The organism is Pseudomonas sp. (assembly GCF_050739995.1).
Classification (GTDB): domain Bacteria; phylum Pseudomonadota; class Gammaproteobacteria; order Pseudomonadales; family Pseudomonadaceae; genus Aquipseudomonas.
Genome location: NZ_JBOICG010000362.1, coordinates 1 through 15,697 on the forward strand (window position 1 = coordinate 1; position 15,697 = coordinate 15,697).

The window sequence follows — 15,697 nt, forward strand, 5'->3', positions numbered from 1 at the left end:
AACATGGCGAGGGAATGGGGCCTGACCGAGCGGGAGAACCCATGCCAGGGAATCAGGAAGAACAAGGAAACGCCGCGTGACTACTACGCCAACGCTGCGGTGTGGGATGCGGTCTATGGAATGGCTAAACCCGAACTAAAAGAAGCCATGGACCTGGGGTATCTGACGGGCCAAAGGCCAGCCGATGTGATTGCCATGCGCAGTGACGATACCGAGGGTGATTATTTCCTGGTGACTCAGGGGAAGACCAGCCTGAAGCTCAGGATTCTCATGCGCACAGAGGCCGGGGAAAACAGTTTGGGGAAATTGATTAGAGAGATAACGGAAAGAAATGCACACCATCCGTCCAAGTACCTGCTGATTAACAAGCACGGCAAGAGGATGACAAAAGGGATGTTGCGCTTGCGCTGGGACAAAGCGCGAGATAAGGCGCAGCAGAAGGCAATTGATCAGGGGGATCCAATGCTTGCTGCGAAGATTGGCGGGTTTCAGTTTCGTGATATCCGACCCAAAGCGGCATCGGAAATTGCTGATATCGGCGATGCCAGCCTGCTCCTTGGGCACAGTACACAGGAAATTACGAAGCGCGTTTACCGGCGCATCGGGGCCGCTGCCAAGCCTTCAAAATAGGAAAGTTTCGGAACTCATGCCTAATAGTTTCGGAACTCCCGTGGTTTCATGGCTTATCTTCGCCAAACCCCAGAAACGCAAAAGCCCCGCAATCGCGGGGCTTTCGTGTAAATCTTGGCGGGAAACCAGGGATTCGAACCCTGGGAACGCTATTAACGTTCGCCGGTTTTCAAGACCGGTGCATTCAACCACTCTGCCAATTTCCCTTTCGCATCACAGGATGATAGTAGCCCTTCCTGCGTCAGCGGGCGCCATAATACCCGAATGAAACACACTGTCAAACTCTCGCCATAGCTTGTTACAGAGCGTCTGTTATGATCTTTGCGACTGAACGTTTCAAAACTGAAGGAGTGTCGCCATGCGCGAACAGAATTACGCAGTGAATGGTAACGCGCAGGCTGAGCAGCTTGAAGTCAGCCGCGTGTTGCGCAACACCTACGGCTTGCTCGCCCTGACCCTCGCATTCAGCGGCGTGATGGCGTACGTGGCACAGCAGATGCGTGTTGGTTATCCGAATATCTTTGTCGTGCTGATCGGCTTCTATGGCCTGTTCTTCCTGACCAACAAGCTGCGTGACTCGGCCTGGGGCCTGGTGTCGGCGTTTGCCTTGACCGGTTTCATGGGCTTTATCCTCGGCCCGATCCTCAACCGTTACCTCGGCATGGCCGGCGGTGCCGAAGTGGTCAGCTCGGCGTTTGCCATGACCGCCCTGGTGTTTGGCGGCCTGTCGGCCTATGTGCTGATCAGCCGCAAGGACATGAGCTTCCTGGGTGGTTTCATCACCGCAGGTTTCTTCGTGCTGCTGGCAGCCGTCGTAGCTGGCATGTTCTTCCAGATCAGTGGCCTGCAACTGGCGATCAGCGCGGGCTTTGTGCTGTTCTCCTCTGTGTGCATCCTGTTCCAGACCAGTGCCATCATCCATGGCGGTGAGCGTAACTACATCATGGCGACCATCAGCCTGTATGTATCGATCTACAACCTGTTCATCAGCCTGTTGCAGATCTTCGGCATCATGAGCCGTGATGACTGATCGCTAGCACCCAAAAAAATGCCCCGTATCGAAAGATACGGGGCATTTTTGTTTCAGGGTTCAATACTGGTTGGGTTCCATCTCCAGGTCGACCTTGAAACGCTCGGCAATATTCTGCTGGATACGCAGTGCCAGGTTTGCAATGTCATGCCCGGTGGCAGTGCCATAGTTGACCAGCACCAGCGCCTGCATCTTATGCACACCCGCATCACCGTCCCTGAAGCCCTTCCAGCCAGCCTTATCGATCAACCAGCCAGCGGCGAGCTTCATCTGGCCATCGGCCTGAGGGTACGCCACCAGATCCGGGTACTGCGCCTGTAGCTCTGCAGCCAGCGCCTGAGACACCAGCGGGTTCTTGAAGAAGCTGCCAGCGTTACCAAGCTCCGCCGGATCGGGCAGTTTCTCTCGGCGAATACTGCAGATCGCGCGACTGACATCACTCGGGGTCGCCTCGATGATCCCCTGCCCGGCCAAGCGCTGCTGCACTGGGCCGTAGTCCAGTTTCAGGTGAGCGGCCCGACTCAGGGCAAAGCGCACTCGCAAGATCAACCAACGCCCGACTTCATGCTTGAACAGGCTGTCACGGTAGGCGAAGTTGCACTCATCCAGGCTGAAATCCCGCAGTTCGCCCGTGTGGCGATCCAAGGCAGTCAGGCCGGCAAAGACGTCCTTGATCTCCACTCCGTAGGCGCCAATGTTCTGCATCGGGGCAGCACCGACGGTTCCAGGGATCAGGCTGAGGTTTTCCAGGCCGCTAAAGCCTTGCTCCAGGGTCCACAGCACAAAGGGGTGCCAGGCCTCTCCAGCTTCGGCCTCAACCACTACGTGCACACCGTCGTCGTGCAACACCCGGATACCTTGGGTGGCCATACGCAAGACCAACGCGGCAATGTCCTGGGTCAACAGCAAATTGCTGCCGCCACCGATCACCAGCAGCGGCACCGCCTGCACGGCTGCATAGGCCAGCGCTTCACGGACATCCGCATCACTGTGGGCCTCGGCAAACAGCTGGGCACGCACATCAATGCCGAAGCTGTTGAATGGCTTGAGCGATACCTGCGCAAGCACTTGCAAGGTCATAACCGCCCCTTCAATTCAATGATCAATAAATCGCAGGCGCGCTCGATCAGGTCCAGAACTCGTTCGAAACCTTGCTCGCCTTCATAGTAAGGGTCTGGTACTTCGTCGACCTCGCCCTCATAGCGGCGCAGGAACAAATCCAGCTCCGCCTTGCCCTGCCCCGGCTGCAACGCCTTGAGGTTACGCAAGTTGCTGTGGTCCATGGCCAGGATCAGGTCATAACGCGCAAAGTCGGCACGCGAGACCTGCTGGGCACGCTGGGCCGACAGGTCATAACCTCGCGCCAACGCCGCGCGCTGGCTACGCTGGTCAGGCGGGTTGCCAACATGCCATTCGCCTGTGCCGGCCGATGCCACCTCAACCCGGCCCGCCAACCCCGCTTCGCGCAATTTGTAGCGCAGTACACCTTCGGCGGTCGGTGAGCGGCAGATATTGCCCAGGCAGACGAACAGAACCTCCATCAGGCCCCCAGCAGGCGACGGATGCGCTCAAGGTCTTCAGGGGTATCAACACCCGCAGGCGGTGCTTCCAGGGCATCGCCCACATGGATGCGCACGCCGTGCCACAAAGCGCGCAATTGCTCCAGGGACTCGGTGTTTTCCAACCAGCAAGGGCCCCAGCTGACGAAGTCATGCAGAAAGCCGGCGCGATAGGCGTAAATGCCAATGTGGCGACGGTACGGCACGCCCTCCGGCAATACATCGGGACGCTTGGCGAAGGCGTCGCGGGCCCAAGGCAGGACCGACCGACTGAACGTCAGGGCCAGGCCATTGATGTCGCTGACGACCTTCACCACATTCGGATTGAACAGGGTATCGATGTCTTCAATCGGTTCGGCCAGAGTGGCCATGCGCGCTTCGCCGTGGGCCGCCAGGTTGGCCGCCACCTGGTCGATGACACTCGGCGGAATCAACGGCTCATCACCCTGTACGTTGACCACGATGGCATCGGGCGCAAGACCCAGCTGCGTGGCGACTTCAGCCAGGCGGTCGGTGCCGGAGTTATGGTCTTCGCGAGTCAGCACCGCTTCAGCGCCAAAGCCTTTGCAGGCGTCAATGATGCGCGGGTCATCGGTGGCCACCACCACGCGCTCGGCGCTGCTTTTACTGGCCTGCTCCCACACCCACTGAATCATCGGCTTGTTGCCGATCAATTGCAGCGGCTTACCCGGAAGACGGGTCGATGCATAACGCGAAGGAATGACAACGGTAAAGGCGGTGGTCATTTATCCAGGCGCTCATCGGTGGTCAAGGTGCGGGCTTCGCTTTCCAGCATCACAGGGATGCCGTCACGGATCGGATAAGCCAGGCCAGCGCCTTTGCTGATCAGCTCGGTTTTGTCGGCGCTGAGCTTGAGCGGGCCTTTGCAGATCGGGCAAGCGAGGATATCGAGCAATTTGGTGTCCATGAGTATGTCCTGGAAAGAAGCGTTTTAAGGCAAGAGACGGGCGGGCAGCAGACGCATCAACTGCGTGTCGAACCAGGCGATAAACGCTGGCGACGGCACCGCATCCACCGCAAGGTACCACCAGTCAGGCTGGGCGAAGGCGCGGCACTTCACCGCGTCCTTCTCGGTCATGACCAGCGGCAATGACGGCGTAAAATTCAAGACCTCGGCGCTATAGGGCGCGTGGTCGGCAAATGCATGGGGTATCGGTCGCCAGTGTAGCGTTTCAAGGGTATTGAAGAAACGTTGCGGGTTGCCGATGCCGGCGACCGCGTGCACCGGCTGGCCCACCGGAAAATAATCGACCGGCTGGCGCTCACCGGTTTTGAGGTTGACCAACGCCGTGGGCAACAGACGGAAGGCAAAGCCGTCCTCACGGTCCGCCGTGGCACCGTTGTAAAGCAGAGCATCTACGCTCTGTAAACGTTCCACCGGCTCTCGCAACGGCCCCGCCGGCAAGCAATGGCGGTTGCCGAGACCCCGCGCAGCATCGATCAACACCAACTCAAGGTCGCGGGCCAGGCGGTAATGTTGCATGCCGTCGTCTGAAAGGATCAGGTCCAGGGTTTCGCTGGCCAGCAACGCTTTCACGGCGCGGCTGCGGTCAGGGTCGATCATCAACGGGACGCCACAACGCTGCACGATCAGCAGAGGCTCGTCACCCGCCACTTCGGCGCTGTGATTGGCGTCGACTCGCCAAGGCAATTGGGGCGGCTTCGCACCGTAGCCACGGCTGACGACCCCGACGCGCAAACCACTGCGCCGACAGTGCTCAATCAACCACAGGATCAATGGCGTCTTGCCGGTGCCCCCCACGGTGATATTACCGACCACCACCACCGGCACCGGTGATTGGTAGATGTCGCCCTCGCCCGCCAGGAACCGCGCACGCTTGCGTTGCACCACTCGGCGATACAAAGACTCCAGCGGCCGTAGCAACGCAAGGGCCGGATGCCCCTCGTACCAAGCTTTGAGCAATCGATCGGACATGGACATCAGGGTACGCTCGCCGCCTCGACGGTGGACATGCGCAAATGGCTGAAGCCAAGTTTGCCGGCAGCATCCATCGCCGTGATCACCGCCTGATGCTGGGTCTTGCCATCGGCACTGATCGACAACGGCAGCGTGGTGTCGCCACCGGACTCCTTCTGCAAGGCGTCCATCAGGCTGTTGAGGTCGTTTTTCTCCAGTAACTGGTTATTCACCGAAAACACGCCATCGGCGCTGATGGCGATATCCAGTTGCTTGACCTGCTGATCTTCGGCCGGCGAGCCGCTGACCGCTTCCGGCAGATCGACCCGTAGCTCGGTCTGCCGAGTGAAAGTGGTGGTGACGACAAAAAACAGCAGCAGGATGAACACCACGTCGATCAACGACGCGAGGTTGATATCGACATTTTCCCGTTGCTTGCGGCGAAATTTCACGCTCTGCCCTCGACCAGGTCCACATCACGGTCGCCCTGCACCACTTCCACCAGTTTGATGGCTTCCTGCTCCATGCCAACCACCAGTTCATCAATGCGGCGCTGCAGGAAGCGGTGGAAGAACACCGATGGAATACCGACCATCAGGCCCGCTGCAGTGGTGATCAAGGCCTTGGAAATCCCCCCGGCCAGCACCGCGGCGTTGGTCGTCATGCCCGAGCCCATGAACGAGCTGAAGATATCAATCATGCCCAGCACCGTTCCCAGCAAGCCGAGCAACGGCGCCATCGCGGCAATGGTGCCAAGGGCGTTGATGTAGCGTTCCAGCTCATGAATGACCCGGGCGGCCGCCTCTTCGATGCACTCTTTCATGATCTCGCGACCATGTTTGGAGTTGGCCAGGCCTGCGGCAAGGATTTCCCCCAGGGGGGAGTTGGCGCGCAGCTCCTTGAGTTTTTCCTTGTCGAGCTGCTTGTTCTTGATCCAGCCCCAGACCTGCCCCAGCAAATGCTCGGGGGTCACGCGACTGGCGCGCAGGGTCCACAGGCGTTCGGCAACGATGCCGAGTGCGGCGATGGAACTCAGGATGATCGGCAACATCATCCAGCCGCCGGATTTGACCAATTCCCACACAGTGAATGCCCCCTCGAAAAAGTGCGCCACTTTACCATATAGGCTCAGTCGCGGTGTTCGTCGACGTCTGACCCGCGTGTCGCAGGCGTCGGTCTTTGGCAACGCTGGGTTACGGTAAGGGTTCGCGCCAGAAACGGCGTTGACTGCGCGCAACAACCGGGGGCTCGAAGGCGCCCAATTGCAGGCGTACCGCGCCTTGTTCGGCGCTGTCGTAGATCCGGCTGCCCATGGCCTGGTAACGCTCCATCACCGAAGGATGGGGGTGACCGAACGCATTCCCCCTCCCCCTGGAGATCAGCACCGACGTGGGCGCCAGCCGTTGTACAAAGGGCCAGGAAGAGGAACTGCGGCTGCCATGATGGGGCACTTGCAGCCAATCGGTTGGCACCGCCAACGACGTATCGAGCAAAGCCCGTTCTGCCGCACGGTCGATATCACCGGTGAGCAGCAAGCGCTCGCCATTGGCCTGCACCTGTAGCACGCAGGACTTGGGATTACCGTCGATGGCATCAGACCATTGCCATAAGTCGAACGACACACCGTCCCACGTCCACTGTTCACCACTGATACAGGGCTGAACCCCGAGAAAATCCGGCAACCCTTCGGTTTCGCCCCCCACCACCCTCCCGATGGGCAACCCCTCGGCAACCGCCATCGCACCGCCAGCATGGTCAGCGTCGGCATGACTGAGCAACATCATGTCCAACTGTTTGATCCCAAGCTTTTTCAGCGATGGCAATACCACGCGCGCGCCTAAATCAACCGAGCCGGATCGAGGCCCGGCGTCGTAGAGCAAGGTGTGATGACGGGTGCGCAGAATCAATGCTTGCCCCTGGCCGACATCCAGTTGCACCACGTCAACCCGTCCATGGGGCACCAGTTCCCTGGGTGGAAACACTGCCAACAACAGCATCGGCCAACCCAGCAGCCGGAACGGCACCCCCTTGGGCAACAGCAATACCAGCGCGCCCACGAGACTCACCAGCCAATACCCCAAGGGCACTTCAGCGGGTATCCAGGCCGGCAGGCGTACAGCCAACAGTGCCAGGCCGTTGAACAGTCCATCCAGTGATCCACCGGCCAACCACAGCAAGCCCTCGCCTACAAACGGCACCCATAGCAGCGCAGTCCCCAGCAGCGCCAAGGGCAGCGCCACCAGACTGATCCACGGCACCGCGAACAGATTAGCCACCGGAGCGCTTAGACTGATGGGCAGACCGAGCATCAGCAAAACCGGAAACAACCCGATAGCGATCAACCATTGCGGTCGGGTCCAGGCCTGCCACACGCTCCAGGGGCCCAAACGTGCGCTGAAGGCCAGCACCAGCACGGCAACCGCGGCAAACGACAACCAGAATCCCGGCTGTAGACTGGCCAAGGGCTCAAACAGCAACACAGCATTGAACGCCAGCAACAACGGCCACCAGGCACCCAAATGCCTAAACCGCAGGCGCCACAGCAGCACCAGAGCGAGCATCATGCAAGCCCGCTGCACCGGCACGCCAAACCCCGCAAGCAAGCCATAACCCAGCGCGGTAACGAATGCCAGAGCGCATGCCCACGGCAACCACGGCAACGCTCGGGGCCAGGCACCGTAACGCGCCAAACCAGCCACCAGACCGTAAATCAACCCAGCCAGCAAGCCAATGTGCTGGCCGGAAATCACCAGCAGGTGCACGGCCCCAGTGTCCTGCAGCACCCGCCAATCCTGCGCCCCCAGCCCGGAGCCGTCCCCCAGCACCAACGCCGTCACGGCGGCTTGGCGATTTTGCATATCCACATCCATCAGGCGTTGACGGAGGTTATCGCGCCAAGCATTGCGAGCTGGCGCCAGGCGCTCGCCATCCTTCACCGACGCGGTGGCACCAATACGCTGGGCCAGCAGCCAGGCCTCGTAGTCAAATCCGTGAAAATTGAGCAGGCCGGACGGTCGCTTTAGCGTCACGGCCAGGCGCCAGCGTTCACCACTGCGTACCGATGGGCCGCCATGCCAGGACACCCGGATACGCTTGGGCAACCGGGCAGTGCGCGACTGACTGTCGGCCAGCTCGAAGCGCACGCCGGTACCCGTCTGCTGCGGCAACCCGGTGACACGCCCCTCGACCCAACGGGTCTGCCCGTCCAGCGCGGGCAGTAATCGATCATCCAACGCCCACTGCGCGCTGATACACGCCCAACTCAGGCCCAGCAGGAAAAATGCCAGCGGATAGCTACGCCATGGCAACAGCATCAAGGCCAACACCAGCATCGCCAACAACCAACCGGCCGATGGCAGTGCCGGTAACCAGCGAAGCGTCAGCAACCCCAGTGCGAGCGCGAACATCCCTGTTCTCATGGATCATCCTTTTCAAGTGATCCACTCAGTCTTAGCGAGTCGCCCGATCCGACCTATGATGTTTTGTCACAAAGTCTGAATTTTCTGTTTATAGAATGCGGGCATACTTGCCCCTCGACCTGACCTGGACCCCTTATGCCCCGGCGCTTATTCAAACGGTACATGCCCGACCCCAGCAGCATCAGGGAACACAAGTCCTTACGATTTCTCGGCACGTTGCTGCATGACCCCAACCTCTGGCACCTGAACCGGCACTCCGTCGCGCGCGCCATGGCAGTAGGCCTGTTTGCCGCGTTTATCCCGATTCCCTTGCAGATGTTATTGGCGGCGCTCCTGTCCATCAGCGTGCGCGCCAACATGCCCATCGCCGTCAGCCTGGTGTGGTTGACCAACCCGATCACCATGCCGTTTGTATTTGTCGGCACCTATCTAACGGGCGCCTGGCTGATGAACGTGCCGCCGCGCAGCCTGCCCGATAACCTGACCTGGGAATGGATCAGTGGTCAGTTGAGCACGCTGTGGCAGCCGTTCCTGCTGGGTTCAGTGGTATGTGGGTTGCTGCTCGCGGCGCTGGCCTACTGCCTGACCATGCTGTATTGGCGCTGGTGGGTTGCCCACCAGTGGAAAAAACGCAAACAACGGCGCACCGAGCGTTAGCGGGCCAAGAGTCGCACATGCACCCGCAAGCCCTGCCCGGTATTTTCCGCCCATAAACGCCCACCCTGGCGCTGTATGGCGTTGCGGGCAATGCTCAGGCCAAGACCGAAACCACCGTCCCCAGGGCGTGATCCTTCCAGGCGGGTAAAAGGCGCGAAGATGCGCTCCAGGTCTTGCTCATCAATCCCCCCACCCTGGTCCTCCAGCCAGAGGTGCCAGTAATCCCCTTCGCGGCAGCCGTCCAGCTGCACTACCCCGCTATCAGGCGAATGCCGTATCGCGTTGCGCAGGATATTTTCCAGGGCCTGGGCCAGCGCATTCAGGTTGCCCCGCACCCAGCAGTCGACCGCCAACCGACACGGCAGGCGCGACGTCGGCCAATCGCTTTCATAGCAGGCGTTCTCTCGCAGCATGTCCCACAACGCCTGGATCTGGATATCTTCGTTGGGCAGCGGTGTGCGCTCGCTGTCCAGCCAGGCCAGTTGCAGGCTGTCTTCCACCAGGCGCTGCATACCGTCGATTTCGCGGCTCAACCGCTCTCGAAGTTGCGCCAGGTCTTGCTCACTGTCACAGGCGACGCGCAAGCGGCTCAGGGGGGTGCGCAGCTCATGGGACATATCTCGCAGTAGCTGTTGCTGCAACACCACGGTGCCCTGCAAGCGCTCGGACATGTGGTCAAAAGCCCGGCTCAATTCGCCGAGTTCATCCTGGCGACTGGTGGCCTCGCGGGACATGCGCGTATTCAACTGGTCGGCGCGCCAAGCGTTAGCCTGCTCACGCAGTTGATTGAGGGGCATGATCAGCAACCGATAGAGACCAATGCACAGCAGCAAGGTGAACAAACCGGGAATCACGCCATTGGTCACCACACGCCACAACAGCTGATAACGCCCAGGCATAAAACGTTGTGGCAGCTCGATCACCAATAACCCCGCACCGGGGTCGACAGGAAACGGGATCTTGATCCATGGCAAGCCTTTGACATGCCGACTGACCGGCCACTCCAGGCCACGCAAAAACGTCAGGCGCAGGCTCTCCTTGGCGCTCAATGGTGCACTGCTGAGGGATTGCAGGTCATGGCCGATCACGCCGATCCAGGTGCTTTCTCGCGTAGTCATCAGTTGCAACCACGCATCCACCCCCGCTCGCCCTTGTGTGCTCCAGGCCAGTTCGGCGCCAGCTGCATAGCCCCGCAGGATCTCGCGGGACTCTTCAGCTACGTAGGCATTCTGCTCCTCCATGTACCGGCCCCAGGACCAACTGAGCCAAATCATCAGCAAGCAGAAGGCGATCAACAGGCAAGCCAGCTTCCAGAACAGTGAATGCTTGCCGGGCAAGCGCTCAAAGCCCCTCATCGTGACCGCTCAATACGTAGCCCTTGCCCCATACAGTGCGCACTTCGCGCTCGCTATAGCCGATGCTCTTGAGCTTGCGGCGAATCTGGCTGATATGCATATCCAGGCTACGGTCATGGGGAGCATAACCGCGCTGCAACACATGCTGATAAAGGAACGCTTTGCTGAGTACCTCTTCCGCATTGCGGTGCAGGGTTTCCAGCAGCCGATACTCACTGCGGGTCAGCCCGGCCCAGTGGTCACGATGGAAGACATCGCACAACTCATCGTCAAAGCGCAGGGTGTGGGCCTCTTCGCGCACAGGTATCAGCGCCGACTGGGGGCGGCGATCCAGGGCGACCCGACGCAAGATCGCCTCAATGCGCACGCGCAACTCGATCATGCTGAACGGCTTGGGCAGGTAGTCGTCCGCCCCCAGGCGAAAGCCGCTGATGCGATCCGCCTCGGCGCCCAGGGCCGACATCAAGATCACCGGCATTGCATGGCTCTGGCGCAAATGCGTGAGGATCGACAACCCGTCCAACCCAGGCAGCAGAATGTCCATCAACACCACGTCGAATGCCTGCTCACGCGCCATCTGCAACCCTTGCTGGCCATTCTGGCACCAGGTGACCTGAAAGCCACAACGGCCCAGGTGCTCTTGCACATAGGCACCCAATACAGGGTCATCTTCGATGGTCAGGATACTGGGTGGGCCAACTACTGCGGGATTCATTAGCGTCTGCAAGTCATTCTCAATGACTGATTATTCAAGATTAAACTGTTACAGGCAATCGCCAGCCGCCCGCGAATGGCCCGAAGATTGCGGCATATCATTAATTTGCGAGATTCCACACGGCGCAAATGGCTACACTGCGCACGTGGCGCGGGCCGGATGCCTGCGTGGATAATTGATATCAATGTGGTAGCAGGAGAGTGGCGTGCTTAGAAGAATGGGGATAAAAGGCCGCGTACTGTTGCTGACGTTATTACCGACCAGCCTGATGGCCTTGTTGTTGGGAGGCTATTTCACCTGGATGCAACTGTCGGAACTGCAGACCCAACTGCTGCAACGCGGCGAGATGATCGCCGAGCAATTGGCGCCGCTGGTGGCACCGGCCCTGAGCAGCAAAAATACCGACCTGCTCGAACGCATTGCCACTCAATCCCTGGAGCAGCAGGACGTTCGCGCCGTGTCGTTCCTCGCACCCGACCGCTCGTCCCTGGCCCACGCCGGCCCGACCATGCTCAACCAGCCGCCCATCGGCAACAGTTCGCACCTGTTGCAGCGCACTGGCAACGACGCCACGCGCTACCTGTTGCCGGTATTCGGTCGCCATCGCAACCTCGCGGGCGAACTGATCCCCGATGAGTCCGACCGCCTGTTGGGCTGGGTCGAGGTAGAACTGTCCCACAACGGCATGTTGCTGCGCGGTTATCGCAGCTTGTTCGCCAGCCTGTTATTGATCGCCATCGGACTGATCTGCACCGCCGCCTTGGCATTACGCATCAGCCGCACGATCAACTCACCGATCGGCCAGATCAAGCAGGCCGTGGCCCAACTCAAGGACGGTAATCTGGAAACCCGCCTGCCACCGTTGGGCAGCCAGGAACTGGACCAGTTGGCCTCGGGCATCAATCGCATGGCCGAGACCCTGCAAAATGCCCGGGAAGAACTGCAACACAGCATCGACCAGGCCACCGAAGATGTGCGCCAGAATCTCGAAACCATCGAGATCCAGAACATCGAGCTGGACCTGGCGCGCAAGGAAGCCCTGGAAGCCAGCCGTATCAAATCGGAGTTCCTGGCCAACATGAGCCATGAGATCCGCACGCCTCTCAACGGCATCCTCGGTTTTACTCATCTGCTGCAGAAAAGCGAGCTGTCACCACGTCAGCTGGATTACCTGGGCACCATTGAAAAGTCCGCCGACAATTTGCTGGGCATCATCAACGAAATTCTCGACTTCTCGAAGATCGAGGCCGGCAAACTGGTGCTCGACAGCGTGCCCTTCAACCTGCGGGACTTACTGCAAGACACCCTGACCATCCTCGCGCCTGCCGCCCATGCCAAGCAGCTGGAACTGGTCAGCCTGGTGTACCGCGACACGCCACTGGCGTTGGTGGGCGACCCGCTGCGCCTGAAGCAGATCCTGACCAACCTGATCAGCAATGCGATCAAGTTCACCCGCGAAGGCACCATCGTGGCTCGGGCAATGGTCGAGGATGAACAAGAGGACAGCGTCCAACTGCGCATCAGCGTGCAGGACACCGGTATCGGCCTGTCCAATCAGGATGTCCGCGCCCTGTTCCAGGCATTCAGCCAGGCCGATAACTCGCTGTCGCGCCAACCGGGCGGCACGGGTTTGGGATTGGTCATCTCCAAGCGGCTGATCGAACAAATGGGTGGTGAAATCGGCGTCGACAGCACGCCGGGTGAAGGTTCGGAGTTCTGGATCAGCCTGAACCTGCCCAAGACCCGTGACGACGTCGAAGACCTGCCCGCCCCGCCGCTGCTCGGGCGCCGCGTGGCAGTGCTGGAAAACCACGAACTGGCACGTCAGGCCCTGCAACATCAGTTGGAAGATTGCGGCCTGGAAGTCACCCCGTTCAACTCCCTGGAAAACTTGACCAACGGCATCACCAGCGCGCATCAAACCGAGCAGGCCATCGACCTGGCGGTGCTCGGCGTCACCGCCAACGACATCCCGCCCGAGCGCCTCAACCAACACCTGTGGGACCTCGAACACTTGGGCTGCAAGGTGCTGGTGCTGTGCCCCACCACCGAACAGATGTTGTTCAACCAGTCGGTGCCCAACCCCAACAGCCAGTTGCAGGCCAAGCCTGCCTGTACGCGCAAGTTGCGCCGGGCGTTGGCCGACTTGATCAGCCCGCGCCCCTCTCGCTGTGACCCGGGCGAACCGCTGTCCAGCCGTGCACCGCGCGTGCTGTGCGTGGATGACAACCCGGCGAACCTGTTGCTGGTGCAAACCCTGCTTGAAGACATGGGCGCCAAGGTCCAGGCGGTGGAAAGCGGTTACGCCGCCATCGATGCGGTGAAACAGGAAACCTTCGATCTGGTGCTGATGGACGTGCAAATGCCCGGCATGGATGGCCGCCAAAGCACTGAGGCGATCCGCCAATGGGAAAGCGAACGTCACGGCACGCCGTTACCCGTGGTCGCCCTCACCGCCCACGCCATGGCCAATGAAAAACGCGCCCTGCTGCAAAGCGGCATGGACGACTACCTGACCAAACCCATCAGCGAACGGCAACTGGCCCAAGTGGTGTTGAAATGGACCGGCCTGGCCCTGCGCAATCAAGGGCCGGAGCGCACCAACGACGGCTTGGGCCCAGGCTTGCAATTGCTGGTACTGGACCACGAAGAAGGCTTGCGCCTGGCGGCCAACAAGGCTGATCTGGCCGCCGATATGCTCGCCATGCTGCTGGCATCCCTGGAGGCCGACCGCCAGGCCATCACCGCCGCCCGCGAAGCGAATGACAACAACGCCCTGATCGAACGTGTCCACCGCCTGCACGGTGCCACGCGCTACTGTGGCGTGCCACAACTGCGCGCCGCCTGCCAGCGAGCCGAAACCCTGCTCAAGCAGGACGACGCCAAAGCCATGGCCGCACTCGACGAACTGGACATGGCGATTGCCCGCCTGGCCAGTGAAGCACGGGTCAGCGCCTGATTTAGGGAAACTGACCCCATGTGGGAGGGATGTAGCCCCCTCCCACACTTGCTCAGCATTTCCAACTCGCAAACTGCAGGGAGCTTTATTCAATGCGCGTCATTCTTTTCAGCAGCCAGACCTACGACCGTGAGAGTTTTCTCGGCGAACCTTTGCCGACCGGCGTGGAGCTGCACTTTCAGCCTGCCCGGCTCAACCTCGATACCGTCGCCCTGGCCGACCGGCACGAAGTGGTCTGCGCCTTCATCAACGACGACCTCAGCGCCCCGGTACTGGAGCACTTGGCCAAGGGCGGCACGCGTTTGATTGCCCTGCGTTCGGCGGGCTACAACCATGTCGACCTGGCCGCCGCCAAGCGCCTGGGCCTGGTCATCGTCCGCGTCCCGGCCTACTCGCCCCACGCGGTGGCCGAACATGCCGTGGCGCTGATCCTGGCCCTCAACCGCCGCTTGCACCGCGCCTATAACCGCACCCGCGACGGCGACTTCAGCCTGCATGGCCTGACCGGCTTCGACCTCGTCGGCAAGACCGTCGGCGTGATCGGCACCGGGCAGATCGGGGCGACATTCGCCAAGATCATGGCCGGTTTCGGCTGCAAACTACTGGCCTATGACCCCTTCCCCAATCCACAGGTGCAGGCCCTTGGCGCCCGCTACGTAAGCCTGCCCGAGCTGCTCACCGAGGCGCAGATCATCAGCCTGCACTGCCCGCTCACCCGCGACAGCCAACACCTGATCAACGCCCACTCTCTGGCCCATATGCAGCCGGGCGCGATGCTGATCAATACCGGGCGCGGTGGCCTGGTCGACACGCCTGCACTGATCGACGCACTCAAGGATGGCCAACTCGGCTATTTGGGGCTGGATGTGTATGAGGAAGAAGCCCAGCTGTTTTTCGAAGACCGCTCCGACCTGCCCTTGCAGGATGACGTTCTCGCGCGCCTGCTGACCTTTCCCAACGTGATCATCACGGCCCACCAGGCGTTCCTCACCCGTGAAGCCCTGGCGGCGATTGCCGGCACCACCCTGGCCAATATTGCTGCATGGGCCGATGGCGTGCCACAGAACCTGGTCGAGGGATGATCAGCGGTCACATACCAGGCACATGATGGGCCAGTACCCGTGATAGGATGCCGCGCCTAATTGGAGGACCCATGGCCGAACACGATTTCCGCTTCAGCTTGCTGAGCCCGCAACACACCCTGATCGAATGCCGTGCCCTGGTGCCGGGCCGTTACCAGGTCACCGGCAACGGTGGTTCGATCAAGCATGGCGACGTGCTGATCGTCACCCTGCGCGGCAGTAAAACCCTGTCGATGCGCTTGACCGTCGAAGGTGACGCGCGCTACTCCATCCGCCCGGCGGGCCAATGGGTCGCCATGGCCCAGGGGCCGAAGTTCGGCGAGTTGGAGATTCACACCTGGAAGGTCAACTG

Annotated in this window: 15 protein-coding genes, 1 tRNA gene and 1 pseudogene; 6 read left to right on the forward strand and 11 right to left on the reverse strand. The window is 60.6% G+C overall.

Annotation, left to right across the window (positions count from 1 at the left end; genetic code table 11):
* The coding region (locus tag ACRESD_RS12045) for a tyrosine-type recombinase/integrase (RefSeq protein WP_431751099.1) at window positions 1–630 on the forward strand (630 nt) is incomplete at its 5' end.
* 115 nt (window positions 631–745) lie between these two features.
* Here the strand turns inward: ACRESD_RS12045 and ACRESD_RS12050 are convergent.
* Window positions 746–836, reverse strand: a tRNA-Ser gene (locus ACRESD_RS12050).
* A gap of 152 nt (window positions 837–988) precedes the next feature.
* Here ACRESD_RS12050 and ACRESD_RS12055 point away from each other — a divergent pair.
* Window positions 989–1,660, forward strand: a complete 672-nt coding sequence (locus ACRESD_RS12055; protein WP_053256786.1) for a Bax inhibitor-1/YccA family protein — start codon at window positions 989–991, stop codon at window positions 1,658–1,660.
* Window positions 1,661–1,720: 60 nt separating this feature from the next.
* Here ACRESD_RS12055 and murB read toward each other — a convergent pair whose 3' ends face one another.
* The 8 genes from murB to ACRESD_RS12095 form a co-directional block, all read right to left on the reverse strand.
* Entirely contained in the window at window positions 1,721–2,740 is a 1,020-nt protein-coding gene (murB, locus tag ACRESD_RS12060; protein ID WP_431751100.1) for a UDP-N-acetylmuramate dehydrogenase, read from the reverse strand.
* Complete coding sequence (locus ACRESD_RS12065; protein ID WP_431751101.1) at window positions 2,737–3,201, reverse strand: low molecular weight protein-tyrosine-phosphatase; 465 nt, start codon at window positions 3,199–3,201, stop codon at window positions 2,737–2,739. The genes murB and ACRESD_RS12065 overlap by 4 nt, the downstream gene beginning before the upstream one ends.
* Window positions 3,201–3,965, reverse strand: a complete 765-nt coding sequence (gene kdsB, locus ACRESD_RS12070; RefSeq protein ID WP_431751102.1) for a 3-deoxy-manno-octulosonate cytidylyltransferase — start codon at window positions 3,963–3,965, stop codon at window positions 3,201–3,203. Before kdsB ends, ACRESD_RS12065 begins: the two co-directional genes overlap by 1 nt.
* Window positions 3,962–4,147 (reverse strand): Trm112 family protein, encoded by a 186-nt coding sequence (locus ACRESD_RS12075; protein WP_003174668.1) that lies wholly within the window; start codon window positions 4,145–4,147, stop codon window positions 3,962–3,964. The genes kdsB and ACRESD_RS12075 overlap by 4 nt, the downstream gene beginning before the upstream one ends.
* 24 nt (window positions 4,148–4,171) lie before the next feature.
* Window positions 4,172–5,182, reverse strand: coding sequence for a tetraacyldisaccharide 4'-kinase (lpxK, locus tag ACRESD_RS12080; RefSeq protein WP_431751103.1), 1,011 nt, complete (start codon window positions 5,180–5,182; stop codon window positions 4,172–4,174).
* A complete protein-coding gene (locus tag ACRESD_RS12085) occupies window positions 5,182–5,610 on the reverse strand; it encodes an ExbD/TolR family protein (RefSeq protein WP_431751104.1) in 429 nt (142 codons plus the stop codon). The genes lpxK and ACRESD_RS12085 overlap by 1 nt, the downstream gene beginning before the upstream one ends.
* Window positions 5,607–6,242: a MotA/TolQ/ExbB proton channel family protein gene (locus tag ACRESD_RS12090; RefSeq protein WP_431751105.1), complete on the reverse strand. Its 636-nt coding sequence runs from the start codon at window positions 6,240–6,242 to the stop codon at window positions 5,607–5,609. The genes ACRESD_RS12085 and ACRESD_RS12090 overlap by 4 nt, the downstream gene beginning before the upstream one ends.
* 109 nt (window positions 6,243–6,351) lie before the next feature.
* A complete protein-coding gene (locus tag ACRESD_RS12095; RefSeq protein ID WP_431751106.1) occupies window positions 6,352–8,565 on the reverse strand; it encodes a DNA internalization-related competence protein ComEC/Rec2 in 2,214 nt (737 codons plus the stop codon).
* Between the two features lie 147 nt (window positions 8,566–8,712).
* Between ACRESD_RS12095 and ACRESD_RS12100 the strand changes: the two genes are divergently transcribed.
* Complete coding sequence (locus ACRESD_RS12100) at window positions 8,713–9,234, forward strand: DUF2062 domain-containing protein (RefSeq protein ID WP_431751107.1); 522 nt, start codon at window positions 8,713–8,715, stop codon at window positions 9,232–9,234.
* Here ACRESD_RS12100 and ACRESD_RS12105 read toward each other — a convergent pair.
* Window positions 9,231–10,589, reverse strand: coding sequence for a histidine kinase sensor domain-containing protein (locus ACRESD_RS12105; RefSeq protein WP_431751108.1), 1,359 nt, complete (start codon window positions 10,587–10,589; stop codon window positions 9,231–9,233). The genes ACRESD_RS12100 and ACRESD_RS12105 overlap by 4 nt on opposite strands.
* Complete coding sequence (locus tag ACRESD_RS12110) at window positions 10,576–11,304, reverse strand: response regulator transcription factor (RefSeq protein ID WP_431751109.1); 729 nt, start codon at window positions 11,302–11,304, stop codon at window positions 10,576–10,578. Before ACRESD_RS12110 ends, ACRESD_RS12105 begins: the two co-directional genes overlap by 14 nt.
* A gap of 205 nt (window positions 11,305–11,509) precedes the next feature.
* On the opposite strand from ACRESD_RS12110, the gene ACRESD_RS12115 reads away from it, so the two are divergent.
* The 3 genes and pseudogenes from ACRESD_RS12115 to ACRESD_RS12125 all read left to right on the forward strand — a co-directional run.
* Window positions 11,510–14,263 (forward strand): response regulator, encoded by a 2,754-nt coding sequence (locus tag ACRESD_RS12115; RefSeq protein ID WP_431751110.1) that lies wholly within the window; start codon window positions 11,510–11,512, stop codon window positions 14,261–14,263.
* A gap of 92 nt (window positions 14,264–14,355) precedes the next feature.
* On the forward strand, window positions 14,356–15,345 hold the full coding sequence (locus ACRESD_RS12120; protein WP_431751111.1) for a 2-hydroxyacid dehydrogenase: 990 nt from the start codon (window positions 14,356–14,358) through the stop codon (window positions 15,343–15,345).
* Between the two features lie 71 nt (window positions 15,346–15,416).
* Window positions 15,417–15,697 (forward strand): annotated as a pseudogene (locus tag ACRESD_RS12125) (hypothetical protein); the annotation flags it as partial.

Excerpts from the sequence above, each read along its gene's own strand:
- ACRESD_RS12055 (WP_053256786.1), top strand. The coding sequence starts at position 989 with ATGCGCGAACAGAATTACGCAGTGAATGGTAACGCGCAGGCTGAGCAG.
- murB (WP_431751100.1), bottom strand. The coding sequence starts at position 2,740 with ATGACCTTGCAAGTGCTTGCGCAGGTATCGCTCAAGCCATTCAACAGC.
- ACRESD_RS12065 (WP_431751101.1), bottom strand. The coding sequence starts at position 3,201 with ATGGAGGTTCTGTTCGTCTGCCTGGGCAATATCTGCCGCTCACCGACC.
- kdsB (WP_431751102.1), bottom strand. The coding sequence starts at position 3,965 with ATGACCACCGCCTTTACCGTTGTCATTCCTTCGCGTTATGCATCGACC.
- ACRESD_RS12075 (WP_003174668.1), bottom strand. The coding sequence starts at position 4,147 with ATGGACACCAAATTGCTCGATATCCTCGCTTGCCCGATCTGCAAAGGC.
- lpxK (WP_431751103.1), bottom strand. The coding sequence starts at position 5,182 with ATGTCCATGTCCGATCGATTGCTCAAAGCTTGGTACGAGGGGCATCCG.
- ACRESD_RS12095 (WP_431751106.1), bottom strand. The coding sequence starts at position 8,565 with ATGTTCGCGCTCGCACTGGGGTTGCTGACGCTTCGCTGGTTACCGGCA.
- ACRESD_RS12100 (WP_431751107.1), top strand. The coding sequence starts at position 8,713 with ATGCCCCGGCGCTTATTCAAACGGTACATGCCCGACCCCAGCAGCATC.
- ACRESD_RS12105 (WP_431751108.1), bottom strand. The coding sequence starts at position 10,589 with ATGAGGGGCTTTGAGCGCTTGCCCGGCAAGCATTCACTGTTCTGGAAG.
- ACRESD_RS12110 (WP_431751109.1), bottom strand. The coding sequence starts at position 11,304 with ATGAATCCCGCAGTAGTTGGCCCACCCAGTATCCTGACCATCGAAGAT.
- ACRESD_RS12120 (WP_431751111.1), top strand. The coding sequence starts at position 14,356 with ATGCGCGTCATTCTTTTCAGCAGCCAGACCTACGACCGTGAGAGTTTT.